The organism is Ensifer aridi, from assembly GCF_002078505.1.
Taxonomy (GTDB): Bacteria; Pseudomonadota; Alphaproteobacteria; order Rhizobiales; family Rhizobiaceae; genus Sinorhizobium; species Sinorhizobium aridi.
The window spans coordinates 567,953-589,371 of record NZ_LUAV01000004.1; the positions used below are offsets into that span (position 1 = coordinate 567,953).

General features: G+C 61.6%; 22 protein-coding genes and 3 tRNA genes. 23 read left to right on the plus strand and 2 right to left on the minus strand.

Going from position 1 to position 21,419, the window contains the following annotated elements:
- The first annotated feature begins 48 nt into the window (after positions 1 to 48).
- Entirely contained in the window at positions 49 to 447 is a 399-nt protein-coding gene (locus tag AYK65_RS06365; protein ID WP_026612521.1) for a (R)-mandelonitrile lyase, read from the plus strand.
- A 66-nt stretch (positions 448 to 513) separates the two neighbouring features.
- Here AYK65_RS06365 and AYK65_RS06370 read toward each other — a convergent pair.
- A tRNA-Val gene (locus AYK65_RS06370) sits at positions 514 to 589 on the minus strand.
- Between the two features lie 453 nt (positions 590 to 1,042).
- Between AYK65_RS06370 and AYK65_RS06375 the strand changes: the two genes are divergently transcribed.
- From AYK65_RS06375 to AYK65_RS06480, 22 genes are all read left to right on the plus strand, one after another.
- A tRNA-Asp gene (locus tag AYK65_RS06375) sits at positions 1,043 to 1,119 on the plus strand.
- A 72-nt stretch (positions 1,120 to 1,191) separates the two neighbouring features.
- Positions 1,192 to 1,268, plus strand: a tRNA-Asp gene (locus AYK65_RS06380).
- A 307-nt stretch (positions 1,269 to 1,575) separates the two neighbouring features.
- Positions 1,576 to 1,941: an NADH-quinone oxidoreductase subunit A gene (locus tag AYK65_RS06385; RefSeq protein ID WP_026612520.1), complete on the plus strand. Its 366-nt coding sequence runs from the start codon at positions 1,576 to 1,578 to the stop codon at positions 1,939 to 1,941.
- Positions 1,932 to 2,510: a NuoB/complex I 20 kDa subunit family protein gene (locus AYK65_RS06390; protein ID WP_026612519.1), complete on the plus strand. Its 579-nt coding sequence runs from the start codon at positions 1,932 to 1,934 to the stop codon at positions 2,508 to 2,510. The genes AYK65_RS06385 and AYK65_RS06390 overlap by 10 nt, the downstream gene beginning before the upstream one ends.
- 18 nt (positions 2,511 to 2,528) lie before the next feature.
- A complete protein-coding gene (locus AYK65_RS06395) occupies positions 2,529 to 3,134 on the plus strand; it encodes an NADH-quinone oxidoreductase subunit C (protein ID WP_026612518.1) in 606 nt (201 codons plus the stop codon).
- 57 nt (positions 3,135 to 3,191) lie between these two features.
- Positions 3,192 to 4,382, plus strand: a complete 1,191-nt coding sequence (locus AYK65_RS06400; RefSeq protein WP_026612517.1) for an NADH-quinone oxidoreductase subunit D — start codon at positions 3,192 to 3,194, stop codon at positions 4,380 to 4,382.
- The gene (locus AYK65_RS06405; protein WP_026612516.1) at positions 4,382 to 4,636 is read left to right on the plus strand and encodes a hypothetical protein; all 255 of its coding nucleotides are present in this window, start codon (positions 4,382 to 4,384) and stop codon (positions 4,634 to 4,636) included. Before AYK65_RS06400 ends, AYK65_RS06405 begins: the two co-directional genes overlap by 1 nt.
- Positions 4,637 to 4,652: 16 nt before the next feature.
- Entirely contained in the window at positions 4,653 to 5,492 is an 840-nt protein-coding gene (nuoE, locus tag AYK65_RS06410) for an NADH-quinone oxidoreductase subunit NuoE (RefSeq protein WP_046118303.1), read from the plus strand.
- Between the two features lie 4 nt (positions 5,493 to 5,496).
- Positions 5,497 to 6,801, plus strand: coding sequence for an NADH-quinone oxidoreductase subunit NuoF (gene nuoF / locus AYK65_RS06415; protein WP_026612514.1), 1,305 nt, complete (start codon positions 5,497 to 5,499; stop codon positions 6,799 to 6,801).
- 6 nt (positions 6,802 to 6,807) lie between these two features.
- The gene (locus tag AYK65_RS06420; RefSeq protein ID WP_026612513.1) at positions 6,808 to 7,434 is read left to right on the plus strand and encodes an NADH:ubiquinone oxidoreductase; all 627 of its coding nucleotides are present in this window, start codon (positions 6,808 to 6,810) and stop codon (positions 7,432 to 7,434) included.
- 99 nt (positions 7,435 to 7,533) lie between these two features.
- Positions 7,534 to 9,615: an NADH-quinone oxidoreductase subunit NuoG gene (nuoG, locus tag AYK65_RS06425; protein WP_026612512.1), complete on the plus strand. Its 2,082-nt coding sequence runs from the start codon at positions 7,534 to 7,536 to the stop codon at positions 9,613 to 9,615.
- A 20-nt stretch (positions 9,616 to 9,635) separates the two neighbouring features.
- Positions 9,636 to 10,679, plus strand: a complete 1,044-nt coding sequence (nuoH, locus tag AYK65_RS06430; protein WP_046118301.1) for an NADH-quinone oxidoreductase subunit NuoH — start codon at positions 9,636 to 9,638, stop codon at positions 10,677 to 10,679.
- Positions 10,680 to 10,743: 64 nt separating this feature from the next.
- Entirely contained in the window at positions 10,744 to 11,235 is a 492-nt protein-coding gene (gene nuoI, locus AYK65_RS06435; RefSeq protein ID WP_026612510.1) for an NADH-quinone oxidoreductase subunit NuoI, read from the plus strand.
- A 150-nt stretch (positions 11,236 to 11,385) separates the two neighbouring features.
- The gene (locus tag AYK65_RS06440; RefSeq protein ID WP_026619316.1) at positions 11,386 to 12,000 is read left to right on the plus strand and encodes an NADH-quinone oxidoreductase subunit J; all 615 of its coding nucleotides are present in this window, start codon (positions 11,386 to 11,388) and stop codon (positions 11,998 to 12,000) included.
- A gap of 29 nt (positions 12,001 to 12,029) precedes the next feature.
- Positions 12,030 to 12,338 (plus strand): NADH-quinone oxidoreductase subunit NuoK, encoded by a 309-nt coding sequence (nuoK, locus tag AYK65_RS06445; protein ID WP_003531854.1) that lies wholly within the window; start codon positions 12,030 to 12,032, stop codon positions 12,336 to 12,338.
- 7 nt (positions 12,339 to 12,345) lie between these two features.
- Positions 12,346 to 14,340: an NADH-quinone oxidoreductase subunit L gene (gene nuoL / locus AYK65_RS06450; protein ID WP_026612508.1), complete on the plus strand. Its 1,995-nt coding sequence runs from the start codon at positions 12,346 to 12,348 to the stop codon at positions 14,338 to 14,340.
- Positions 14,340 to 15,851 carry an NADH-quinone oxidoreductase subunit M gene (locus AYK65_RS06455; protein WP_026612507.1) on the plus strand — a complete coding sequence of 504 codons (1,512 nt, stop codon included), beginning with the start codon at positions 14,340 to 14,342 and terminating at the stop codon, positions 15,849 to 15,851. The genes nuoL and AYK65_RS06455 overlap by 1 nt, the downstream gene beginning before the upstream one ends.
- A 19-nt stretch (positions 15,852 to 15,870) precedes the next feature.
- The gene (gene nuoN, locus AYK65_RS06460; RefSeq protein ID WP_026612506.1) at positions 15,871 to 17,313 is read left to right on the plus strand and encodes an NADH-quinone oxidoreductase subunit NuoN; all 1,443 of its coding nucleotides are present in this window, start codon (positions 15,871 to 15,873) and stop codon (positions 17,311 to 17,313) included.
- Entirely contained in the window at positions 17,310 to 18,089 is a 780-nt protein-coding gene (locus tag AYK65_RS06465; RefSeq protein WP_026612505.1) for a biotin--[acetyl-CoA-carboxylase] ligase, read from the plus strand. Before nuoN ends, AYK65_RS06465 begins: the two co-directional genes overlap by 4 nt.
- A gap of 14 nt (positions 18,090 to 18,103) precedes the next feature.
- Positions 18,104 to 19,771, plus strand: coding sequence for a ribonuclease J (locus AYK65_RS06470; RefSeq protein ID WP_026612504.1), 1,668 nt, complete (start codon positions 18,104 to 18,106; stop codon positions 19,769 to 19,771).
- 151 nt (positions 19,772 to 19,922) lie between these two features.
- Entirely contained in the window at positions 19,923 to 20,327 is a 405-nt protein-coding gene (mce, locus tag AYK65_RS06475) for a methylmalonyl-CoA epimerase (protein ID WP_026612503.1), read from the plus strand.
- A gap of 182 nt (positions 20,328 to 20,509) precedes the next feature.
- Complete coding sequence (locus AYK65_RS06480) at positions 20,510 to 20,779, plus strand: DUF1467 family protein (RefSeq protein WP_026612502.1); 270 nt, start codon at positions 20,510 to 20,512, stop codon at positions 20,777 to 20,779.
- Positions 20,780 to 20,936: 157 nt separating this feature from the next.
- On the opposite strand, the gene AYK65_RS06485 is transcribed toward AYK65_RS06480, so the two are convergent.
- Positions 20,937 to 21,137, minus strand: coding sequence for a hypothetical protein (locus AYK65_RS06485; RefSeq protein ID WP_046118540.1), 201 nt, complete (start codon positions 21,135 to 21,137; stop codon positions 20,937 to 20,939).
- Between the last annotated feature and the right edge of the window lie 282 nt (positions 21,138 to 21,419).

Genomic DNA, 21,419 nt, shown 5'->3' on the forward strand with positions numbered 1-21,419 from the left:
TTTATAGGAACAGATACGAATTCACGCCCTGAGACTAGGAGAACGCCGATGGAAATCTTCGAATGTGGATCAAGACCCTCGACGCGCGGCCCGGCCGAATACTTCACAGGGGCGGTACGCATCGATCCCGCCTTCGAGGCACCGGCGCCGGCACGAGTGCGCGGGGCGACGGTCACCTTCGAGCCCGGCGCCCGCACCGCTTGGCACACGCACCCGCTCGGCCAGACGCTGATCGTCACCTCAGGCCGGGGGCTGGCGCAAAGCTGGGGCGGAGAGCTGCGCGAGATTCGCGCCGGCGACGTCGTCTGGTTTCCGCCGGGCGAAAAGCACTGGCACGGTGCCGCGGCCGATACGGCAATGACGCACATCGCCATCCAGGAGGCGCTCGACGGCAAGGTGGTGGATTGGCTCGAGCATGTGACGGATGAGCAATATCGCGGAGGGTGAAAGGACCGCACATATCGCTACGCCCAGCGATGTTGCTGCCTATTCATCTTCCCAGGAATAAGAAAATGGTGGGCGATGAGAGACTCGAACTCCCGACATCCTCGGTGTAAACGAGGCGCTCTACCAACTGAGCTAATCGCCCTTTCGCGTTGCGAACCAATGTGTCCGCCGCGTCGGTGGGCGTGATCTATGCGCAACCGGCGAAAACCGCAAGAGCATTCGCGCGATTTTTTCGATTTTTTTGTGAGGGCTCGTCAAGCGTATGGCCGGAGCAGGCGGACTGTGGACAATTGACAACTGCGTCGGCAGAGAACGGCGACAGATCGGCTTTCTCCCGTCGCCACCGACAGGGACATAAAGATGTGCGGACGCAGCCGCACGTCGAAGTGGAGGCACTGCTCATCTCGGTTGCGCCGCTGCCGCCGCCATACGCGATTTTCGCTCCGCGCGACGCCCTGTGGATCAAAAACCGTTCCGTCACGGATTTGTCTTCAAACACGCTTGACACCCAAATGCGAACCGCTTAGTTAGCCGCTCATCAAACGGCAGGGCCGCTTGATCGGGGCGCGCGAGCGTTTCGGCCAGTCAAGGGAATGCGGGTGTAGCTCAGTCGGTTAGAGTGCCGGCCTGTCACGCCGGAGGTCGCGGGTTCGAGCCCCGTCACTCGCGCCACTCTTGAAGGATACTGCGGCATTCTCAAAAGATGCCGATGATGAGACAATGGCCATCTGCTGGTCATGATGCGCGGGTGTAGCTCAGTCGGTTAGAGTGCCGGCCTGTCACGCCGGAGGTCGCGGGTTCGAGCCCCGTCACTCGCGCCATTTCTCTTTGTCTCCCTCCCGATGAACCCCTTCGAGCTGTTTCATTTTTGCATGGCAGCAATCCGCCTTGATGCCGCATTTCGGCGGTAACCTCCGCCCGCTCGCGCAATTGCGCGCTTCGTTATGCGCATGCATGCGACATGCCGTCCAATCCTGCGCCGTGAACCGGTTTAAATGCCTGTTGAAGGCTTGCGCCGGGGCGCGGCCTGCGCTAACCACTCTGGCGTTGCAACATACTTTTCGGCCTGCGGCATCATGTTCTTGAAGCGCCTCTCTTGGTGCTCTCCCGCGGGCAGGGACGGATAAAATGACTGAACTTCTCGGTTCTTATGTTCCGATCGCGATTTTCATTGGAATCGCGCTTGTGATCGGCCTCGCTCTTCTGGTCGCTCCTTTTGCCGTCGCCTTCAAGGCGCCTGATTCGGAAAAACTGTCGGCCTACGAGTGCGGCTTCAATGCGTTTGACGACGCCCGCATGAAGTTCGACATCCGCTTCTATCTCGTTTCGATCCTCTTCATCATCTTCGACCTCGAAGTCGCGTTCCTCTTCCCCTGGGCGGTTTCGTTCAAGGATATTGGCTGGTTCGGCTTCTGGTCGATGATGGTCTTCCTCCTGGTCCTGACGGTCGGCTTCATCTATGAATGGAAGAAGGGAGCGCTGGAATGGAACTAGCATCCGGCACCACGCTCGTTGCGCCCCAACCGAAAGGGATCGTCGATCCCGCGACCGGCAAGCCGATCGGCAGCAATGACGCATTCTTTGGCGAGATCAACAACGAGCTCGCCGACAAGGGCTTTCTCGTCACCTCGACGGACGAACTTATCAACTGGGCGCGCACCGGCTCGCTCATGTGGATGACCTTCGGTCTTGCCTGCTGCGCCGTCGAAATGATGCAGATGTCGATGCCGCGCTATGACGCCGAGCGCTTCGGCTTTGCGCCGCGCGCCTCGCCGCGTCAGTCCGACGTCATGATCGTCGCCGGCACGCTTACCAACAAGATGGCGCCCGCGCTGCGCAAGGTCTACGACCAGATGCCGGAACCGCGCTATGTCATTTCGATGGGCTCCTGCGCCAACGGTGGCGGCTACTATCACTATTCCTACTCGGTCGTACGCGGCTGTGACCGCGTCGTGCCCGTCGACATCTACGTGCCAGGCTGTCCTCCCACGGCAGAAGCGCTGCTCTACGGCGTGCTTCTGCTGCAGAAGAAGATCCGCCGGACCGGCACGATCGAGCGCTAAGGGCAGGGGGTCTTTAATATGAGTGAAGCCCTGAACGAGCTTGCCTCCTATCTTCGCGAGATGCGCGGCGCGCTTATTGCCGATTCGGCCATCGAATACGGCGAGCTGACACTGACGGCGAAGGCGGAGAACCTTATAGCGCTCCTGACCTTCCTGCGCGACGACGTGCAGTGCGGTTTTATCAGCCTGATCGACGTTTGCGGTGTCGACTATCCGCAGCGGCCGGACCGCTTCGACGTCGTGTATCATCTGCTGTCGCCGCGCCAGAACCTGCGCGTGCGGGTGAAGGTCGCCACCGGCGAGGGCGAGCCCGTCCCCTCCGCGACCGCCGTCTACCCGGGCGCCGACTGGTTCGAGCGCGAAGCCTATGACATGTACGGCATTCTCTTCACCGGCCATCCGGACTTGAGACGCATCCTCACGGACTACGGTTTCGAGGGCTATCCGCTGCGCAAGGACTTCCCGGTAACCGGCTTCGTCGAAGTGCGCTACGACGACGAGGTCAAACGTGTTGTCTATGAGCCGGTCCATTTGAGGCAGGAATTCCGCAACTTCGACTTCCTCTCGCCGTGGGAAGGCACGGATTACGTCCTGCCCGGCGACGAGAAGGCGAAGGCACGGTAAGTCAAGTCGGCCCGTGGTGATCGCGAAAGGATTGCCATCCGGCCTGGAGCAATCGGTATGACCGAACATAACGTCCGCAACTTCAACATCAACTTCGGTCCGCAGCATCCGGCGGCGCACGGCGTTCTGCGTCTCGTGCTGGAACTCGACGGCGAAATCGTCGAGCGCGTCGATCCGCATATCGGCCTTCTGCATCGCGGCACCGAGAAGCTGATCGAGACGAAGACCTACCTGCAGGCTATCCCTTATTTCGACCGGCTCGATTACGTCGCGCCGATGAATCAGGAGCACGCCTTCGCGCTTGCCGTTGAGAGGTTGACCGGCACGGAAGTGCCGATCCGCGGCCAGCTCATCCGCGTCCTCTATTCGGAAATCGGCCGTATCCTGTCGCATCTCCTCAACGTGACGACCCAGGCGATGGATGTCGGCGCGCTGACCCCGCCGCTCTGGGGTTTCGAGGAACGCGAGAAGCTGATGGTCTTCTATGAGCGCGCCTGCGGCGCGCGCATGCACGCCGCCTATTTCCGTCCCGGCGGAGTGCATCAGGACCTGCCGCACAAGCTCGTCGAGGATATCGGCAACTGGATCGATCCGTTCCTGAAGACCGTCGACGATATCGATGAGCTCCTGACCGGCAACCGCATCTTCAAGCAGCGCAATGTCGACATCGGCGTCGTCACGCTGGAGGATGCCTGGGCATGGGGCTTCTCCGGCGTGATGGTGCGCGGCTCTGGCGCTGCCTGGGACCTGCGCCGTGCGCAGCCCTATGAGTGCTATTCCGATCTCGAGTTCGACATTCCGATCGGCAAGAACGGCGACTGTTTTGACCGCTACCTGATCCGCATGATCGAGATGCGCCAATCGGCGCGGATCATGCGCCAGTGCGTCGACCGTCTGCTCGGTGATGCGAAGGTGGGGCCGGTCTCCTCGCTCGACGGCAAGATCGTGCCGCCAAAGCGCGGCGAGATGAAGCGCTCGATGGAAGCGCTGATCCACCACTTCAAGCTCTATACCGAGGGCTACCATGTGCCGGCCGGCGAGGTCTACGCCGCGGTCGAGGCCCCGAAGGGCGAATTCGGCGTCTATCTGGTCTCCGACGGCACCAACAAGCCGTACCGCTGCAAGATCCGCGCGCCGGGCTATGCGCATTTGCAGGCCATGGACTTCCTCTGTCGCGGGCACCAGCTTGCCGACGTCTCGGCCGTGCTGGGCTCCCTCGATATCGTTTTCGGCGAGGTCGATCGCTGATGCGTCTGGCGCCGCTCGCCGCTCTCGGACTTCTTGCTCTTGCTTCTGCGGCCTCCGCCCAGGAGGAAGTCGGCAGTGAATCGTCCTCGGGGCTGCGGGGCGGCGCCATGTCCACGCTCCTGTCCAAGGGTTACGAGATCAAGGCCGCGGTCGCCAACGGCACGCGCTACATCGTATTTTTGCAGAAAGACCAGTCAGCCTATGCCTGCGAATTCGTCTCGCTGACGAAATCGCGGTGTGGTTCGATTAACTGATAAGGTGTCCACTAGAATGTCCGTTCGTCGACTAGCCGAAGACACTGTCCAGCCAGCGACCTTTGCGTTCAACAAGGAAAATGCTGCCTGGGCCAAGGCAACGATCAATAAGTATCCGAAGGGCCGCGAGCAGTCGGCAGTCATCCCCCTGCTGATGCGCGCCCAGGAACAGGACGGTTGGGTGACGAAGGCTGCAATCGAGTCGGTCGCCGACATGCTCGGCATGCCCTATATCCGCGTCCTCGAAGTCGCTACTTTCTATACGCAGTTTCAGTTGAAGCCGGTCGGATCGCGGGCGCATGTCCAGGTTTGCGGCACGACGCCCTGCATGCTGCGCGGCGCGGAAGACCTGATCAAGGTCTGCAAGAAGAAGATTGCCGCCGAGCCCTTCACGCTGAACGAAGGCGGCACGCTCTCCTGGGAAGAGGTCGAATGTCAGGGCGCCTGCGTCAACGCGCCGATGGTGATGATCTTCAAGGACACCTTCGAGGATCTGACGGCCGAGCGGCTCGAGGAGATCATCGATCAGTTCGAAGCTGGCAAGGGCGCCGAGGTGAAGCCCGGCCCGCAGATCGATCGCGTTTATTCCGCACCGATCGGCGGACTGACGACGTTGCAGGTGCCGCAGCCGGAGGAGAAGAAGTCTGCGGTCCGGGCGAGCAAGTCGGCTGGTGGTGACAAGGCGGTCAGCGTGCCGCCTTCGAACGCTGCAAAGCCGAAGACCGCTTCAGACGTCACCAATCCGACGCTGAAGACTCCGGCGACGGCGAAGAAAGCCTCGGCAAGGAACGCCAAGATCGAGGGCGAGACCGCCGACAAGTCCAAGCCGGCGAAGAAGCCGCGGGTAAAGAGGTGAAACCATGCTGAGAGATGAAGATCGCATCTTTACCAATATCTACGGCCTCAAGGACAAGTCCCTGAAAGGCGCGATGGCGCGCGGCCACTGGGACGGCACCAAGGAGCTCCTCGAGAAGGGCCGCGACTGGATCATCAACGAGGTGAAGGCTTCGGGTCTGCGCGGCCGCGGCGGCGCCGGCTTCCCGACCGGTCTCAAATGGTCCTTCATGCCGAAGGAAAGCGACGGTCGCCCGCATTATCTCGTCGTCAATGCCGACGAGTCGGAGCCCGGCACCTGCAAGGACCGCGACATCATGCGCCACGATCCGCACACGCTGATCGAAGGCTGCGTCATCGCGAGCTTCGCCATGGGCGCCCACACCGCCTATATCTACGTGCGCGGCGAGTTCATCCGCGAGCGCGAAGCGCTGCAGGCTGCGATCGACGAATGCTACGAGTATGGCCTGCTCGGCAGGAACAACAAGCTCGGCTACGACATCGACATCTTCGTTCATCACGGCGCCGGCGCCTATATCTGCGGCGAGGAGACGGCGCTGCTCGAAAGCCTCGAGGGCAAGAAGGGCCAGCCGCGACTGAAGCCGCCTTTTCCGGCGAATATGGGCCTCTATGGCTGCCCGACGACCGTCAACAACGTCGAGTCGATCGCGGTCACGCCGACCATTCTGCGCCGCGGTGCCGGCTGGTACACCAGCTTCGGCCGCCCGAACAATCACGGCACCAAGCTCTACTCGATCTCCGGCCACGTGAACCGCCCCTGCACGGTCGAGGACGCGATGTCGATCCCGTTCCATGAACTGATCGAGAAGCACTGCGGCGGCATCCGCGGCGGCTGGGACAATCTGCTCGCCGTCATTCCCGGCGGCTCGTCCGTCCCCTGCGTGCCGGGCGCGCAGATGAAGGACGCGATCATGGACTATGACGGGCTGCGCGAGCTTGGTTCCGGCCTCGGAACCGCCGCCGTCATCGTCATGGACAAGTCTACCGATATCATCAAGGCGATCTGGCGGCTTTCCGCTTTCTACAAGCACGAGAGCTGCGGCCAGTGCACGCCTTGCCGTGAAGGCACGGGATGGATGATGCGCGTGATGGAGCGGATGGTGCAGGGTCGCGCCCAGAAGCGCGAGATCGACATGCTCTTCGACGTGACGAAGCAGGTCGAAGGTCACACGATCTGCGCACTCGGCGATGCGGCCGCATGGCCGATCCAAGGCCTGATCAAGCATTTCCGTCCGGAGATGGAAAAGCGGATCGACGAATACACCCGCAATGCCACGTCGCACGGCGCGGTGTTGGAAGCGGCGGAGTAAGAGGCCATGGCTGGGGCAAGCAGGGATGTACAGGGAAGGGAAACGGCGGCAGCCATCCCGTTCGCACGGACTGCGGACCCGGCCGATCCGTTCGGCATGGCCGAATGGATGAGGAGCATGCCGAACGTCGCGCTGCATCCGCTGATGGCGCATCCGACGGCGGCCATTGCCGCTGCCACGGCTCTCGGTTTCGGCCTGTCGAGCCAGATTGCCGGCATGATGTTCGGCGCAATGCAGGGCGCTGCCAGCGCTATGCAGAAAAGCGTCGCGGCCCTGGAAGTTGAGCCGGTCGAAGCGACGAAGCCGGCACCGGCTGTGGCGCCGCAGACGGCAGCCCGGCAGGCCTCGGAAGCGCCGTCCGTCCCGGCCGCGCGCAAGCCGCGCGCTGCGAGAAAGCTGGCCGCATCGGCGCAGAAGAGCGGTGCGAGCGACGATCTCAAGCGGATCGCGGGGATCGGCCCGAAGCTCGAACAGGTGTTGAACGGCAGAGGTATTCGCCGCTTCGCCGACATCGCTGCGTTGAGCGAAGCCGATGTGGCGAAGCTCGATGCCGAATTCGGCTTGTACGGCCGCATCACGCGGGACGACTGGATCGGGCAGGCGAGGGCACTCAAGGGAGTGCGGAAGAAATAAGGTGATGGCCCTGCGGCGTCACGACAAGCGGCAAGGCCGTGAAGGAATTGTCCGCCGCCAAGGAAGGCAGGCGGACGAAAGACAGGATTGAGTGCGAAGATGGCAAAGCTGAAAGTCGACGGAAAAGAGATCGAGGTCCCGGATCATTTCACGCTGCTTCAGGCATGCGAGGAGGCCGGTGCCGAGGTTCCGCGCTTCTGTTTCCATGAGCGGCTTTCGGTTGCCGGCAACTGCCGCATGTGTCTGATCGAGGTGAAGGGCGGTCCGCCGAAGCCTGCCGCCTCTTGCGCCATGGGCGTACGCGATCTGCGTCCCGGTCCGAACGGGGAAGCGCCGGAAGTCTTCACGAACACGCCGATGGTCAAGAAGGCGCGCGAAGGCGTGATGGAATTCCTGCTCATCAATCATCCGCTCGACTGCCCGATCTGCGATCAGGGCGGCGAGTGCGACCTGCAGGACCAGGCGATGGCCTTCGGCATCGACTCCTCGCGCTATCAGGAAAACAAGCGCGCGGTCGAGGACAAGTATATCGGTCCGCTCGTCAAGACCGTGATGAACCGCTGCATCCACTGCACGCGCTGCGTCCGCTTCACGACGGAAGTCGCCGGCATTGCCGAGCTCGGCCTCATCGGCCGCGGCGAGGACGCGGAAATCACCACTTATCTCGAACAGGCGATGACCTCGGAACTGCAGGGCAATGTCGTCGACCTCTGCCCGGTCGGCGCCCTCACTTCGAAGCCCTTCGCCTTCACCGCGCGTCCGTGGGAGCTCAACAAGACCGAATCGATCGACGTCATGGATGCGGTCGGTTCGGCGATCCGCGTCGATACCCGCGGCCGCGAGGTCATGCGCATCATGCCGCGCGTCAACGAGGAGATCAACGAAGAGTGGATCTCCGACAAGACCCGCTTCATCTGGGACGGGCTCAAGACGCAGCGCCTCGACCGTCCCTACGTCAAGAAGGACGGACGCCTGCAGCCGGCGAGCTGGAGCGAGGCATTCCAGGCGGTCAAGGCGGCTGTCGCGAAGACTTCGGGAGACAAGATCGGCGCGATTGCCGGGGACCTTGCTTCGGTCGAGGAAATGTATGCCCTGAAGGAGCTCATCTCCGCGCTCGGGTCGCAGAATCTCGATTGCCGTCAGGATGGCGCGGCGCTCGACCCGTCTCTCGGTCGCGCAAGCTACATCTTCAATCCGACGATCCAGGGCATCGAGAGCGCCGACGCGCTGCTCATCATCGGTTCCAATCCGCGCTTCGAGGCCTCCGTCCTCAATGCCCGCATCCGCAAGCGCTACCGCATGGGCAACTTCCCGATCGCCGTCATCGGCGAACAGAGCGAGCTGCGGTACGGATATGAATATCTCGGCGCCGGCACCGACACGCTTGCCGAGCTCGTCGCCGGGAAAGCGAAGTTCTTGGCGACGCTCAAGAAGGCTCAACGCCCGCTGATCATCGTCGGCCAGGGTGGGCTCGCAGGGGAGGGCGGCGCTGCCGTTCTCGCCAATGCCGCAAAGCTTGCCGTCGCGATCGGCGCGGTCAGCGCGGAGTGGAACGGCTTTGCTGTCCTTCACAACGCGGCGGCCCGTGTCGGCGGTCTCGACCTCGGTTTCGTTCCCGGCGAAGGCGGCAAGTCGGCGGCTGAAATGCTCGCGGCGATGGACGTGCTCTTCCTGCTCGGCGCCGACGAGATCGACCTTTCGAGGAAGAAGGCGGGCTTCACCGTCTATATCGGCTCGCACGGCGACAATGGCGCGCATGCGGCCGACGTCATTCTTCCGGGTGCGACCTACACGGAAAAGTCCGGCACCTGGGTGAACACCGAAGGCCGCGTGCAGATCGGCAATCGTGCCGGTTTCGCCCCGGGTGAGGCCCGCGAGGACTGGGCGATCATCCGCGCGCTCTCCGACGTGCTCGGCAAGAAGCTGCCTTTCGACTCGCTCGGCGAGCTGCGCGCCAAGCTCTACGCGGCCCATCCGCACTTCGCCGAAGTGGACGCGCTTACCGCCGCCGGCAGCGACGAAATTGCCGCACTTGGGCAAAAAGCCGGTGAGATGGCGAAATCCGTGTTTGCGTCTCCGATCAAAGACTTCTATTTGACGAACCCGATAGCGCGCGCATCCGCCGTCATGGCCGAATGCTCGGCCTTGGCGCGCAACAATTTCAAAGCTGCGGCGGAATGAGCGCGAGGGAATAGAGCATCATGGACGCTTTCGTTTCGACCTATGTCTGGCCCACGGCCATCATCATTGGCCAGTCGCTCCTGCTTCTGGTCGCGCTGCTGCTTTTCATCGCCTATTTCCTGCTCGCGGACCGCAAGATCTGGGCGGCCGTGCAGCTTCGCCGCGGTCCGAACGTTGTTGGTCCCTGGGGTCTGTTCCAGTCCTTCGCCGACCTTCTGAAGTTCGTCTTCAAGGAGCCGGTCATTCCGGCCGGCGCCAACAAGACGATCTTCCTGCTCGCGCCGCTTGTTTCCGTGACGCTCGCGCTCACCGCCTGGGCCGTCATCCCGCTCAATGCGGGCTGGGTGATCGCGAACATCAATGTCGGCATCCTCTTCGTCTTCGCCATATCTTCTCTCGAGGTTTATGGCATCATCATGGGCGGCTGGGCGTCGAACTCGAAATATCCGTTCCTCGGCGCGCTGCGGTCGGCTGCGCAGATGGTGTCCTATGAAGTCTCGATCGGCTTCGTTATCGTCACCGTTCTGCTTTGTGTCGGTTCGCTCAATCTGACGGACATCGTCAACGCGCAGGTGGACGGTCCCGGAACGATGCTCGGCTTGCCGGCTTCCTTCCTCGACTGGCACTGGCTGTCGCTGTTCCCGATGTTCATCATCTTCTTCATCTCGGCGCTTGCCGAGACGAACCGTCCGCCTTTCGATCTGCCCGAGGCTGAATCGGAACTCGTCGCCGGCTACATGGTGGAATACGGCTCGACCCCGTACATGATGCTGATGCTCGGCGAATATGCGGCGATCTGCCTGATGTGCGCGCTGACGACGATCCTCTTCCTGGGCGGCTGGTTGCCTCCGGTTGATATCTGGCTCCTGAACTGGGTCCCGGGCATCATTTGGTTCGTGCTTAAGGCCTCGTTCGTATTCTTCATGTTCGCGATGGTGAAGGCTTTCGTGCCGCGCTACCGCTACGACCAGTTGATGCGTCTCGGCTGGAAAGTCTTCCTGCCGCTGTCTCTGGCGATGGTCGTGATCGTCGCGTTCGTTCTGAAGCTGATGGGCTGGGCATGATGACCGCTCAAGCTTCGCTGCATACCGCTGGCTCCTCCCAGGCCGGCAAGTTTGGAGGTTAATGATGGCCGGTCTTTCGCAAGCCGTCAGCTCGCTGTTCCTCAAGGAATTCGTCGGCGCGTTCTTTCTGTCGATGCGCTATTTCTTCCGGCCGAAGGCGACCGTGAACTATCCCTTCGAGAAGGGGCCGGTCAGCCCGCGCTTCCGCGGCGAGCATGCGCTGCGCCGCTATCCGAATGGAGAAGAGCGCTGCATCGCCTGCAAGCTTTGCGAAGCGATCTGTCCTGCCCAGGCCATCACCATCGAGGCCGGCCCGCGTCGCAACGACGGCACCCGCCGCACGGTTCGCTACGACATCGACATGGTGAAGTGCATCTATTGCGGTTTCTGCCAGGAAGCCTGTCCTGTCGATGCCATTGTCGAAGGGCCGAACTTCGAATTCGCCACCGAGACGCGCGAAGAGCTCTACTACGACAAGGAGAAGCTGCTCGCCAACGGTGATCGTTGGGAGCGCGAAATCGCGCGCAACATTGCGATGGACTCGCCCTACCGCTGAGGCCATCCGCAAGTACGCCGCATCGCGCCGCTGAATAGACGTGGTGCATGCGAAACGGGTTTGGGCATCGGCCGGACGGACGTCCGGCTTTGCCTCATGGAGTGAGGGCGACGAGCCTTCATGCCGAGCAAGACGAAAAAGGCACCGATCATGGGTCTGCAGGTTCTTTTTTTCTATCTCTTTGCCTTCATCGCCGTGGCATCGGCATTCATGGTCATCGCGGCCAAGAATCCGGTCTATTCTGTTCTGTTCCTGATCCTGACCTTCTTCAATGCGGCAGGGCTTTTCCTCCTCACCGGTGCCGAGTTCCTGGCGATGATCCTGCTCGTCGTCTATGTCGGCGCGGTGGCGGTGCTCTTCCTCTTCGTCGTCATGATGCTCGACATCGATTTCGCCGAGCTTCGTGCGGGTGTGCTTGAATACGCGCCGATCGGAGCTCTGATCGGACTGATCCTCGCGGCGGAGCTTATCATCGTCGTTGGTGGATCGGCTTTCTCGCCGGAAATCGCCAAGGGTATCGCCATGCCGATCCCGCCGATCAGCGAGCGGACCAACACGGCTGCGCTCGGCGACGTCCTCTATACCCACTACATCTACTTCTTCCAGATCGCGGGGCTGGTGCTGCTCGTCGCCATGATCGGCGCCATCGTGCTCACTCTGCGTCACCGTCAGAACATCAAGCGTCAGGACATTCCGCGCCAGGTTGCCCGCACGCCCGAGACCGCCGTCGAGGTGGTCACGGTCAAGCCGGGGCAGGGCATCTAATCGCGACGCGAGGTCGAGGGACTACACTCATGGAAATCGGCATTTCCCACTATCTGACCGTCAGCGCCATTCTCTTCACGCTTGGCGTCTTCGGCATCTTCCTCAACCGGAAGAACGTCATCATCATCCTGATGTCGGTGGAACTCATTCTGCTCGCGGTCAACATCAACATGGTGGCGTTCTCGGCTTTCCTGAACGACATCACCGGTCAGGTCTTCGCGCTGTTCATTCTGACGGTGGCCGCCGCGGAAGCGGCCATCGGACTTGCAATTCTCGTCGTCTTCTATCGAAACCGCGGCTCGATCGCCGTCGAAGACGTCAACATGATGAAGGGCTGACAGGGCTATGGACACCATCATCAAGGCTATCGTCTTTCTGCCTCTGATCGGCTTCCTGATCGCCGGCCTCCTCGGCACGCAGATCGGTGCCAAAGCATCCGAATATGTGACCAGCGGCCTGATGCTGATCGCGCTCGCGCTTTCCTGGTTGGTCTTCTTCGACGTCGCCCTCGGCGAAGAGGAAATGATCAGGGTTTCGGTGCTGCGCTGGATCCAGTCCGGCGGCTTCGATGTCGAATGGGCCTTCCGCGTCGACACGCTGACCGCGGTCATGTTCGTCGTCGTCAACACGGTCTCGACGCTGGTGCATATCTACTCGATCGGATACATGCACCACGATCCCAATCGCCCGCGCTTCTTCTCCTATCTGTCGCTCTTCACCTTCGCGATGCTGATGCTCATCACGTCGGACAACCTCCTGCAGATGTTCTTCGGCTGGGAGGGCGTGGGTCTGGCGTCCTATCTGTTGATCGGCTTCTGGTACAAGAAGCCTTCGGCCAATGCCGCGGCGATCAAGGCGTTCATCGTCAACCGCGTCGGCGACTTCGGTTTCTCGCTCGGCATCTTCTCAGTCTTCGTGCTCTTCGGTTCGATCAACCTCGAGACGATCTTTGCCGCCGCGCAGAGCTATCTGCCGGCCGAGGGCGCCGGGGCAGGGGAGGCCGTCATCAACCTGTTCGGCATGCAGCTCGACAAGGCGGATGCCTTGACCGCGACCTGCCTGCTGCTCTTCATGGGCGCGATGGGTAAGTCAGCGCAGTTCCTGCTGCACACCTGGCTGCCGGACGCCATGGAAGGCCCGACGCCGGTCTCGGCCCTCATCCATGCCGCGACCATGGTAACCGCCGGCGTCTTCCTCGTCGCCCGCATGTCGCCGCTCTTCGAACTTTCGCCGGACGCGCTGACGGTGGTCACGCTCATCGGTGCGATCACCGCCTTCTTCGCGGCGACCGTCGGTCTCGTGCAAAATGACATCAAGCGCGTCATCGCCTATTCGACCTGCTCGCAGCTCGGCTACATGTTCGTGGCGCTCGGCGTCGGCGCCTACGGCGCTGCCATCTTCCACCTGTTCACGCATGCCTTCTTCAAGGCGCTCCTGTTCCTCGGCGCGGGCTCCGTCATTCACGCCGTCGACGGTGAGCAGGACATGCGCTACATGGGCGGCCTGCGCACGCACATTCCGGTCACCTACTGGATGATGTTCATCGGCACGATTGCACTGACCGGCGTCGGCATTCCCGGCACGGTCATCGGCACGGCGGGCTTCTTCTCGAAGGATGCGATCATCGAATCCACCTTCGCGTCGCATAGCATCGTTTCCGGCTTCGCCTTCGCGCTGCTCGTCATCGCGGCGCTCTTCACCAGCTTCTATTCCTGGCGCCTGACCTTCATGACCTTCCACGGCAGGCCGCGTGCTTCCTCCGATGTCATGCATCACGTGCACGAGTCGCCCCAGGTGATGCTGGTGCCGCTCTACGTCCTCGCTCTCGGCGCGCTCGTCGCAGGCTTCCTGTTCCACGACTATTTCTTCGGCCACCATTATGCCGAATTCTGGCAGGGCTCGCTCTTCACGTTGCCCGAGAACGAGATCCTCGAGGAATACCACCACGTTCCGCTGTGGGTGAAGTGGAGCCCGTTCGTCGCCATGGCGCTCGGCCTGTACACAGCCTGGTACATGTACATCCGCTCGCCGGAGACGCCGAAATATCTCGCTGAGCAGCATCGCGGTCTTTACCAGTTCCTGCTCAACAAGTGGTACTTCGACGAACTCTACGATTTCCTGTTCGTCCGTACCGCCAAGCGTCTCGGCACCTTCCTTTGGAAGGAGGGTGACGGCCGCGTCATCGACGGCTTCGGTCCGAACGGGATCGCGGCGCGCGTTCTCGACGTGACCGATCGCGTTGTCCGGCTGCAAACCGGTTACCTTTATCACTACGCGTTCGCCATGCTGATCGGCATCGCTGCGCTCGTTACCTGGATGATGCTCGGGAGTTCCTTCTGATGACCGATTGGCCCGTACTTTCCGCGGTCACCTTCATGCCGCTCGTCGGCGTTCTGCTTCTCTTGCTGACGAGGGAAGACAGCGCCTACGGCCGCCGCAACATCCTGAACGTCTCGCTGCTGACGACGATCTTCACTTTCCTGGTATCGCTCTACGTCTGGTATCAGTTCGACCCGTCGAACCCCGGCTTCCAGATGGTCGAGAAGCACGGATGGCTTGGCACGGGCATTTCCTACCATCTCGGCATCGACGGCATCTCGGTGCTGTTCCTCCCGCTGACGGCGCTCCTGATGCCGTTCTGCGTGCTTGCGAGCTGGGTAACGATCGAGAAGCGCCTCAAGGAATACATGATCGCGTTTCTCATCCTGGAAACGCTGATGCTCGGCGTCTTCGTTTCGCTCGATATCGTGCTCTTCTACGTGTTCTTCGAAGCCGGCCTCATCCCGATGTTCATCATCATCGGAGTCTGGGGCGGCAGGGACCGCGTCTACGCCAGTTACAAGTTCTTCCTGTACACTCTGCTCGGCTCGGTGCTGATGCTGCTTGCCATCATGGCGATGTACTGGCAGGCCGGCACCACCGACATCACCGAACTGCTCAAATACAATTTTCCGCGCGAGATGCAGACCTGGTTATGGCTCGCCTTCTTCGCATCGTTTGCGGTGAAGATGCCGATGTGGCCGGTGCACACCTGGCTTCCGGACGCGCACGTGCAGGCGCCGACGGCAGGGTCGGTCATCCTGGCCGGCATCCTCCTGAAGCTCGGCGGCTACGGCTTCCTGCGTTTCTCGCTGCCGATGTTCCCGCTGGCGTCGGACTTCTTCGCGCCGCTCGTCTATACGCTCTCGATCATCGCCATCATCTACACCTCGCTGGTGGCGATGATGCAGACCGACATCAAGAAGCTCATCGCTTACTCTTCGGTCGCCCACATGGGCTACGTGACGATGGGGACCTTCGCCGCCAACATCCAAGGCGTGCAGGGCGCCATCTTCCAGATGCTCTCGCACGGCATCGTATCCGGCGCGCTCTTCCTTTGCGTCGGCGTCGTCTATGACCGGCTGCACACACGCGAGATCGCCGCCTATGGCGGTCTTGTCAACAACATGCCGAAATACGCCGTCGCCTTCATGGTCTTCACCATGGCCAATGTCGGGCTTCCGGGGACCTCGGGCTTCGTCGGTGAAGTCTTGACGTTGGTCGGCGCCTTCCGCGCAAACACCTGGGTTGCCCTCTTTGCGACGACCGGCGTTATCCTATCCGCCGCCTATGCGCTCTGGCTCTATCGCCGGGTCATTTTCGGCGCACTCGAGAAGGAAAGCCTGAAAGCGCTGCTCGATCTTTCCACCCGCGAGAAAGTAATCCTCTATCCGCTGGTGATCCTGACGATCTTCTTCGGTGTCTATCCGGCACCGGTCTTCGATGCGACCGCGGCCTCCGTGGATCTTCTCGTCAACAACTACGCCGCAGCCCTGCAGGCGGCGCAAGACGTTGCGCTTTCGGTGCAATGACCACAGGACGTGATTGGACATGACTGCTGAAACCCTTATTGCAAGCCTGCAACTCTCGGTGCCCGAGCTGATCCTCGCGATCGGCGCGCTGGTGCTGCTGATGGTCGGCGTCTTTTCGAGCGAACGATCCGCGTCGACGGTGACCGGGCTGTCGGTGGCCGTGCTGATCATCGCCGGGCTGTGGCTCGTGCTGAAGATCGGCAATGGCGAGGCCTATGCCGGCGCGTTCCTTTCGGACCCGTTCGCGAAGTTCATGAAGGTCCTGGCATTGATCGGTTCGATCACCGTGATGGTGATGACCGTCGGTCATGCCCGCTCGGCACAGATCGACCGTTTCGAGTTCCCGGTACTGCTGCTGCTTGCGACTCTCGGCATGCTGCTGATGATCTCGGCCAACGACCTGATCTCGCTTTATCTGTCGCTCGAGCTGCAGTCGCTCTCGCTGTACGTCGTGGCGGCGATCAACCGTGACAGCATCCGTTCGACGGAGGCCGGTCTCAAATATTTCGTTCTCGGCGCCCTTTCATCGGGCATGCTGCTTTATGGCATGTCGCTCGTCTATGGCTTCACCGGCCATACCGGCTTCGAAGAGATTGCGGCGGCACTGACGGCGGAGGGTCGTTCACTGGGCCTCATCTTCGGGCTGGTATTCATCCTTGCCGGCCTCGCCTTCAAGATCTCCGCCGTTCCGTTCCATATGTGGACGCCGGACGTCTATGAAGGCGCACCGACACCGGTGACTGCCTTCTTTGCCGGCGCGCCGAAGGTTGCGGCCATGGCGATGCTCGTCCGCATCGTCATCGACGCCTTCGAACCGGTCGTCGCCGACTGGCAGCAGATCGTCGTCTTCATCTCGATCGCCTCCATGCTGCTCGGCTCCTTCGCTGCGATCGGCCAGCGCAACATCAAGCGGCTGATGGCCTATTCCTCGATCGGCCACATGGGCTATGCACTGGTGGGACTTGCTGCCGGCTCGATGGCGGGCGTGCGCGGCGTGATCCTCTACATGCTCATCTACATGGTCATGACGCTCGGCACCTTTGCCTGCATTCTCGCCATGCGCCGCAGGGACGGCGAGCACGTCGAGGGGATCGACGACCTCGCCGGCCTGTCGCAGACCAACCCGTTCATGGCGACCGTGCTGACGATCCTCATGTTCTCGCTCGCGGGTATCCCGCCGCTTGCCGGCTTTTTCGCCAAGTACTTCGTCTTCGTTGCGGCGATCGAGGCGCAACTCTATGCGCTGGCGATTATCGGTGTGCTCGCTTCCGTCGTGGGCGCCTATTATTACCTGCGCGTCATCAAGGTCATGTGGTTCGACGAAGCCAAGGGCGAGTTTGCCCGTACGGCCGGCGAATTGCGGCTGGTCTTCGGACTGTCCGGCCTCTTCGTGCTCGGCTACGTGCTGATCGGCGGCCCGCTTGGAAACGCCGCGGAAGCCGCGGCCCGGACTTTCTTTTGACCGGCGGACCAGCCGGCGGCCGGATTTCGCCTGACGATTTCCGGCATGTCTCGCTTGCGGAAACCGTCTCGACCAACAGCGAGTGCCTGGCAAGGGCGCGGGAGGGTGATCCAGGCAATCTCTGGATCACTGCAACGCGCCAGACCGGGGGCAGGGGGCGGCGCGGCCGCGCCTGGTTCTCGGAGCCCGGCAATCTCTATGCATCGCTGCTCCTCATCGATCCGGCGCCGGTCGAAAAACTGCACTCGCTGCCGCTCGCTGCGGCGGTCGCCGTTCACCGGGCGATTCGGCGGGTAATGCCGCCGGGCTCGCCCGAGGTGGCGATCAAGTGGCCGAACGACATCCTCATCGACGGGCGGAAGACCTGCGGCATTCTCCTCGAAGGGGAGAGCCTGCCGGACGGACGCCACGCGCTGGTGATCGGCTGTGGCATCAACGTCGCAACCATCCCGGCGGAAGCGCTTTATCCGGTTACTTCGCTGCGGCTAGCGGGCGCGACGATCTCGCCTGAAGAGCTTTTTGCGCATCTCTTCGTGACGATGGCCGAGACGCTTGCCACCTGGAATCATGGCGCCGGCGTCGCATCGATCATCGCCGAGTGGCGCGCCGCGGCCAGGGGTGTTGGCGAGGCGATCACCGTCAACCTCCCCGACCGGTCGCTTTCCGGCCGTTTTGTCGGTATTGATCAGGACGGCCGGCTGATACTCGACACGGGCTCCGGCGCGCCGCAGGCGATCGCGGCGGGGGACGTATTTTTTCGGATGAATGAGAAATAGAGGCGCATCAAGAAATGGCGCAGGACGAAGAATTGGTGTTCTTGCCGCTCGGCGGCGTCGGCGAAATCGGCATGAACCTCGGCCTTTACGGCTATGGCAAGCCGGGCAACCGCCAATGGATCATGGTCGATTGCGGCGTGACCTTTCCCGGGCCGGAGCTGCCCGGCGTCGAATTGGTGCTGCCCGATATCGGCTTCCTGGCAGAGGAACGGCGCAATCTGAAGGCGATCATCATCACGCATGCGCATGAGGACCATTATGGTGCGCTCAACGATCTGTGGCCCGGCCTGAACGTTCCCGTCTATGCTTCGCCCTTCACCGCCGGAATGCTGGAGGCCAAGCGCGACTTCGAGAAGAGCCGCGGCGAGATCCCGATCACGATCTTCAAGGCGGGCGACCGCATCAATATCGGCCCCTTCAGCATCGAGGCTGTTGGCGTCAATCATTCGATCCCGGAGCCGATGTCGCTGATCATCCGCACTCCGCTTGGCACTGTCGTGCATACGGGCGACTGGAAGATCGACCTCGAGCCTTCCTTGGGACCGATGACCAACGAGGGGCGCTTCCGACAGATCGGCGAAGAAGGCGTGCTGGCGCTCGTTTGCGATTCGACCAATGCGCTGCGCGACGGTGTATCGCCGTCCGAACGGGAGGTTTCGCAAAGTCTGGCGAAGATCATCGCGAACGCCGAGGGGCGGGTCGGCATCACCACCTTCTCCTCCAACGTCGGACGCATCCGGTCGGTCGCGGAAGCGGCTGAGGCTGCCGGCCGCGATGTGCTGCTGCTCGGCAGTTCGATGAAGCGCGTCGTCGATGTCGCGAAGGACATCGGCATCATGGAGGGGCTGAGGCCGTTCCTGGCTGAGGACGAGTTCGGCTACATTCCGCGCGACAAGGTCGTGGTCATCCTGACGGGCAGTCAGGGGGAGCCGCGCGCGGCCCTTGCCAAGATCGCCCGCGACGAGATGCGCAATGTGGCGTTCTCGGCCGGCGACACGATTGTCTTCTCGTCGCGCACCATCCCCGGCAACGAAAAGGCGATCAATGACATCAAGAACGGCTTGATCGAGCAGGGCATCCACATCATCACCGACAGCGATGCGCTGGTGCATGTCTCCGGCCATCCGCGTCGCAACGAACTGCAGCAGATGTATCAATGGCTAAAGCCTGAGATCGTCGTGCCGGTGCACGGCGAGGCGGCGCATCTGACGGCGCATGCCGAGCTTGCGCTGCAGTCGGGCATCGCCAATGTGCCGAAGTTGCGCAACGGCCAAATTCTGCGGCTTGCGCCAGGCCCGGCGGAGGTCGTCGACGAAGCGCCGCATGGCCGCATTTACAAGGACGGGACTCTGATCGGCGATTTCGACGAGATGGGGATCGGCGAGCGCCGCAAGCTCTCCTTTGCCGGCCACGTCGCCGTCAATGTCGTGCTCGACAACCGCTATGATTTCCTGGGCGACCCAGATGTCGTTCCGATCGGCCTTCCCGAATATGACGACGAGGGCGAGGCGATGGACGACACGCTCTACGATGCGGTGCTGGGCGCGGTGGAGAGCATCCCGCGGGCGAAGCGGAAGGATCTCGCGATGCTGCAGGAAGCGGTTCGCCGCGCGGTGCGCAGCACGGCCAATCAGATCTGGGGTAAGAAACCGGTCGTGACGGTCTTTGTCACCAAAGTCTGATTTTTCATGTGCTTCCAGCGGTGTAAAGCTTGGTGTTCTTGGATTGCCATCGATCCAAGTACCTGCAGCAGTTCGAAGCGCTACGACGATTCCTATGCGTCCGACTGAACCGCGCAGCGCTAGGGGCTGATACTGAAGGGTGGGAGGCTCGATGCTCGGAAGAGTGAACCATGTGGCGATCGCCGTGCCGGATCTGTCGTCCGCCGCCGAGAGCTATCGATCGACGCTCGGAGCCGTGGTGACAGAGCCGCAGGCGTTGCCAGAGCACGGCGTGACCGTGGTGTTCGTGACGCTTCCCAACACCAAGGTGGAATTGCTCGAGCCGCTCGGCGAGGCCTCGCCGATTGCGGCTTTCCTGGAGAAGAACCCGGCCGGCGGCATGCATCACATCTGCTACGAGGTTGCGGACATCATCGCGGCACGCAATCGGCTGAGGCAGGCCGGGGCGCGCGTGCTCGGCGACGGCAATCCGAAGATCGGCGCGCATGGCAAACCGGTACTCTTCCTTCACCCCAAGGACTTCCAAGGGACCTTAATCGAACTCGAGGAGGTGTGACAGTCGGGCGCGGGGCGCATATTTGCCGGGAGGCCCGCGCGGCGCTATAAGCCACCCCGGAACGTTTTGGAGCGTGGCTGCCGACATCCGACAGGCGGTGTGATCCGAACGCTTTCATGCGTGTCGTCGTACCTAATGCTGCACGGGTTTGGGCCGACGTGCACTATCTTCGAGATCCCGGGATGTCTCTGTTTTCGATCTTTGCCATCTACTTCATCATCTGGTGGATCACCCTATTCGCCGTATTGCCCTTCGGGGTTCGCACGCAGGCCGAGGAGAACGACGTCGTGCCGGGAAGCACGGAGAGCGCTCCGGCGCGGTTTCGCGCGCTGCGCGTCGTGCTGCTGACGACGGTCATCGCCGCGATCATCCATCTCTGCTGGTACGTCTTCTCGGTGAAGCTTGGCTACGGCATCGACGCCATACCCCGTTTCGCGCCGAAATTTTATTGAAGCATGATGATCCACCGCGCGTTGCGCGTTGGGCAAAAACCGTGCCAAGGAGCAAAAGCCCTTGTTTAAGGGGTGCCGCTGTGTCGCTCGCAACCGGAGGTGCAGGGCGGGGCGTCGACATCATATCCGCAGGCCGGACGCAGCGGTGGCCCATTCGTCACGGGGGCGCCCACTTGACAGCCAAGGAATTGACATCTTCGCGCAACTGCTTCGCTGTGGAGCGAAGAGAAAAACCAAAAAAAAACAAGGCCAAAGCCTTGTTTTCAAGTTTCGCGTGATCTTTAATCCGTTTCCGGCGGCAGCGAACGAGCGCGCCTAAGATCTTATCCTCCCAAGACTTGACCGCGAATTTCGACAAGAATTTGGTCTTCTTGCCTCTTTTGTGAGCCGAAATTAGCTCAAACATTAGGCCCTGTCATCTGGTTTTTTTGCATTTTTGCTACAGTCGGGCAAAATTTTCCCGTTGACAGGAAGCGCCTTCGTCCTGTTACTAACGTGCTCTTTTGACGCAGGCGATGCTCCCGTTTCCGTCTGGATATCCGCTCGCGCGTAGCCTTCTTGCCCTACAATGCCGCTTCAGGAGCAGTCTCGATCGCTGCGTGATCCTGTTCATAGGTCGACCATGATCTGAGGAACTATG

What these genes read in the sequence shown, in the direction of transcription:
- AYK65_RS06365 (WP_026612521.1), top strand. Translation starts at nt 49, where the DNA reads ATGGAAATCTTCGAATGTGGATCAAGACCCTCGACGCGCGGCCCGGCC.
- AYK65_RS06385 (WP_026612520.1), top strand. Translation starts at nt 1,576, where the DNA reads ATGACTGAACTTCTCGGTTCTTATGTTCCGATCGCGATTTTCATTGGA.
- AYK65_RS06390 (WP_026612519.1), top strand. Translation starts at nt 1,932, where the DNA reads ATGGAACTAGCATCCGGCACCACGCTCGTTGCGCCCCAACCGAAAGGG.
- AYK65_RS06395 (WP_026612518.1), top strand. Translation starts at nt 2,529, where the DNA reads ATGAGTGAAGCCCTGAACGAGCTTGCCTCCTATCTTCGCGAGATGCGC.
- AYK65_RS06400 (WP_026612517.1), top strand. Translation starts at nt 3,192, where the DNA reads ATGACCGAACATAACGTCCGCAACTTCAACATCAACTTCGGTCCGCAG.
- AYK65_RS06405 (WP_026612516.1), top strand. Translation starts at nt 4,382, where the DNA reads ATGCGTCTGGCGCCGCTCGCCGCTCTCGGACTTCTTGCTCTTGCTTCT.
- nuoE (WP_046118303.1), top strand. Translation starts at nt 4,653, where the DNA reads ATGTCCGTTCGTCGACTAGCCGAAGACACTGTCCAGCCAGCGACCTTT.
- nuoF (WP_026612514.1), top strand. Translation starts at nt 5,497, where the DNA reads ATGCTGAGAGATGAAGATCGCATCTTTACCAATATCTACGGCCTCAAG.
- AYK65_RS06420 (WP_026612513.1), top strand. Translation starts at nt 6,808, where the DNA reads ATGGCTGGGGCAAGCAGGGATGTACAGGGAAGGGAAACGGCGGCAGCC.
- nuoG (WP_026612512.1), top strand. Translation starts at nt 7,534, where the DNA reads ATGGCAAAGCTGAAAGTCGACGGAAAAGAGATCGAGGTCCCGGATCAT.
- nuoH (WP_046118301.1), top strand. Translation starts at nt 9,636, where the DNA reads ATGGACGCTTTCGTTTCGACCTATGTCTGGCCCACGGCCATCATCATT.
- nuoI (WP_026612510.1), top strand. Translation starts at nt 10,744, where the DNA reads ATGGCCGGTCTTTCGCAAGCCGTCAGCTCGCTGTTCCTCAAGGAATTC.
- AYK65_RS06440 (WP_026619316.1), top strand. Translation starts at nt 11,386, where the DNA reads ATGGGTCTGCAGGTTCTTTTTTTCTATCTCTTTGCCTTCATCGCCGTG.
- nuoK (WP_003531854.1), top strand. Translation starts at nt 12,030, where the DNA reads ATGGAAATCGGCATTTCCCACTATCTGACCGTCAGCGCCATTCTCTTC.
- nuoL (WP_026612508.1), top strand. Translation starts at nt 12,346, where the DNA reads ATGGACACCATCATCAAGGCTATCGTCTTTCTGCCTCTGATCGGCTTC.
- AYK65_RS06455 (WP_026612507.1), top strand. Translation starts at nt 14,340, where the DNA reads ATGACCGATTGGCCCGTACTTTCCGCGGTCACCTTCATGCCGCTCGTC.
- nuoN (WP_026612506.1), top strand. Translation starts at nt 15,871, where the DNA reads ATGACTGCTGAAACCCTTATTGCAAGCCTGCAACTCTCGGTGCCCGAG.
- AYK65_RS06470 (WP_026612504.1), top strand. Translation starts at nt 18,104, where the DNA reads ATGGCGCAGGACGAAGAATTGGTGTTCTTGCCGCTCGGCGGCGTCGGC.
- mce (WP_026612503.1), top strand. Translation starts at nt 19,923, where the DNA reads ATGCTCGGAAGAGTGAACCATGTGGCGATCGCCGTGCCGGATCTGTCG.
- AYK65_RS06480 (WP_026612502.1), top strand. Translation starts at nt 20,510, where the DNA reads ATGTCTCTGTTTTCGATCTTTGCCATCTACTTCATCATCTGGTGGATC.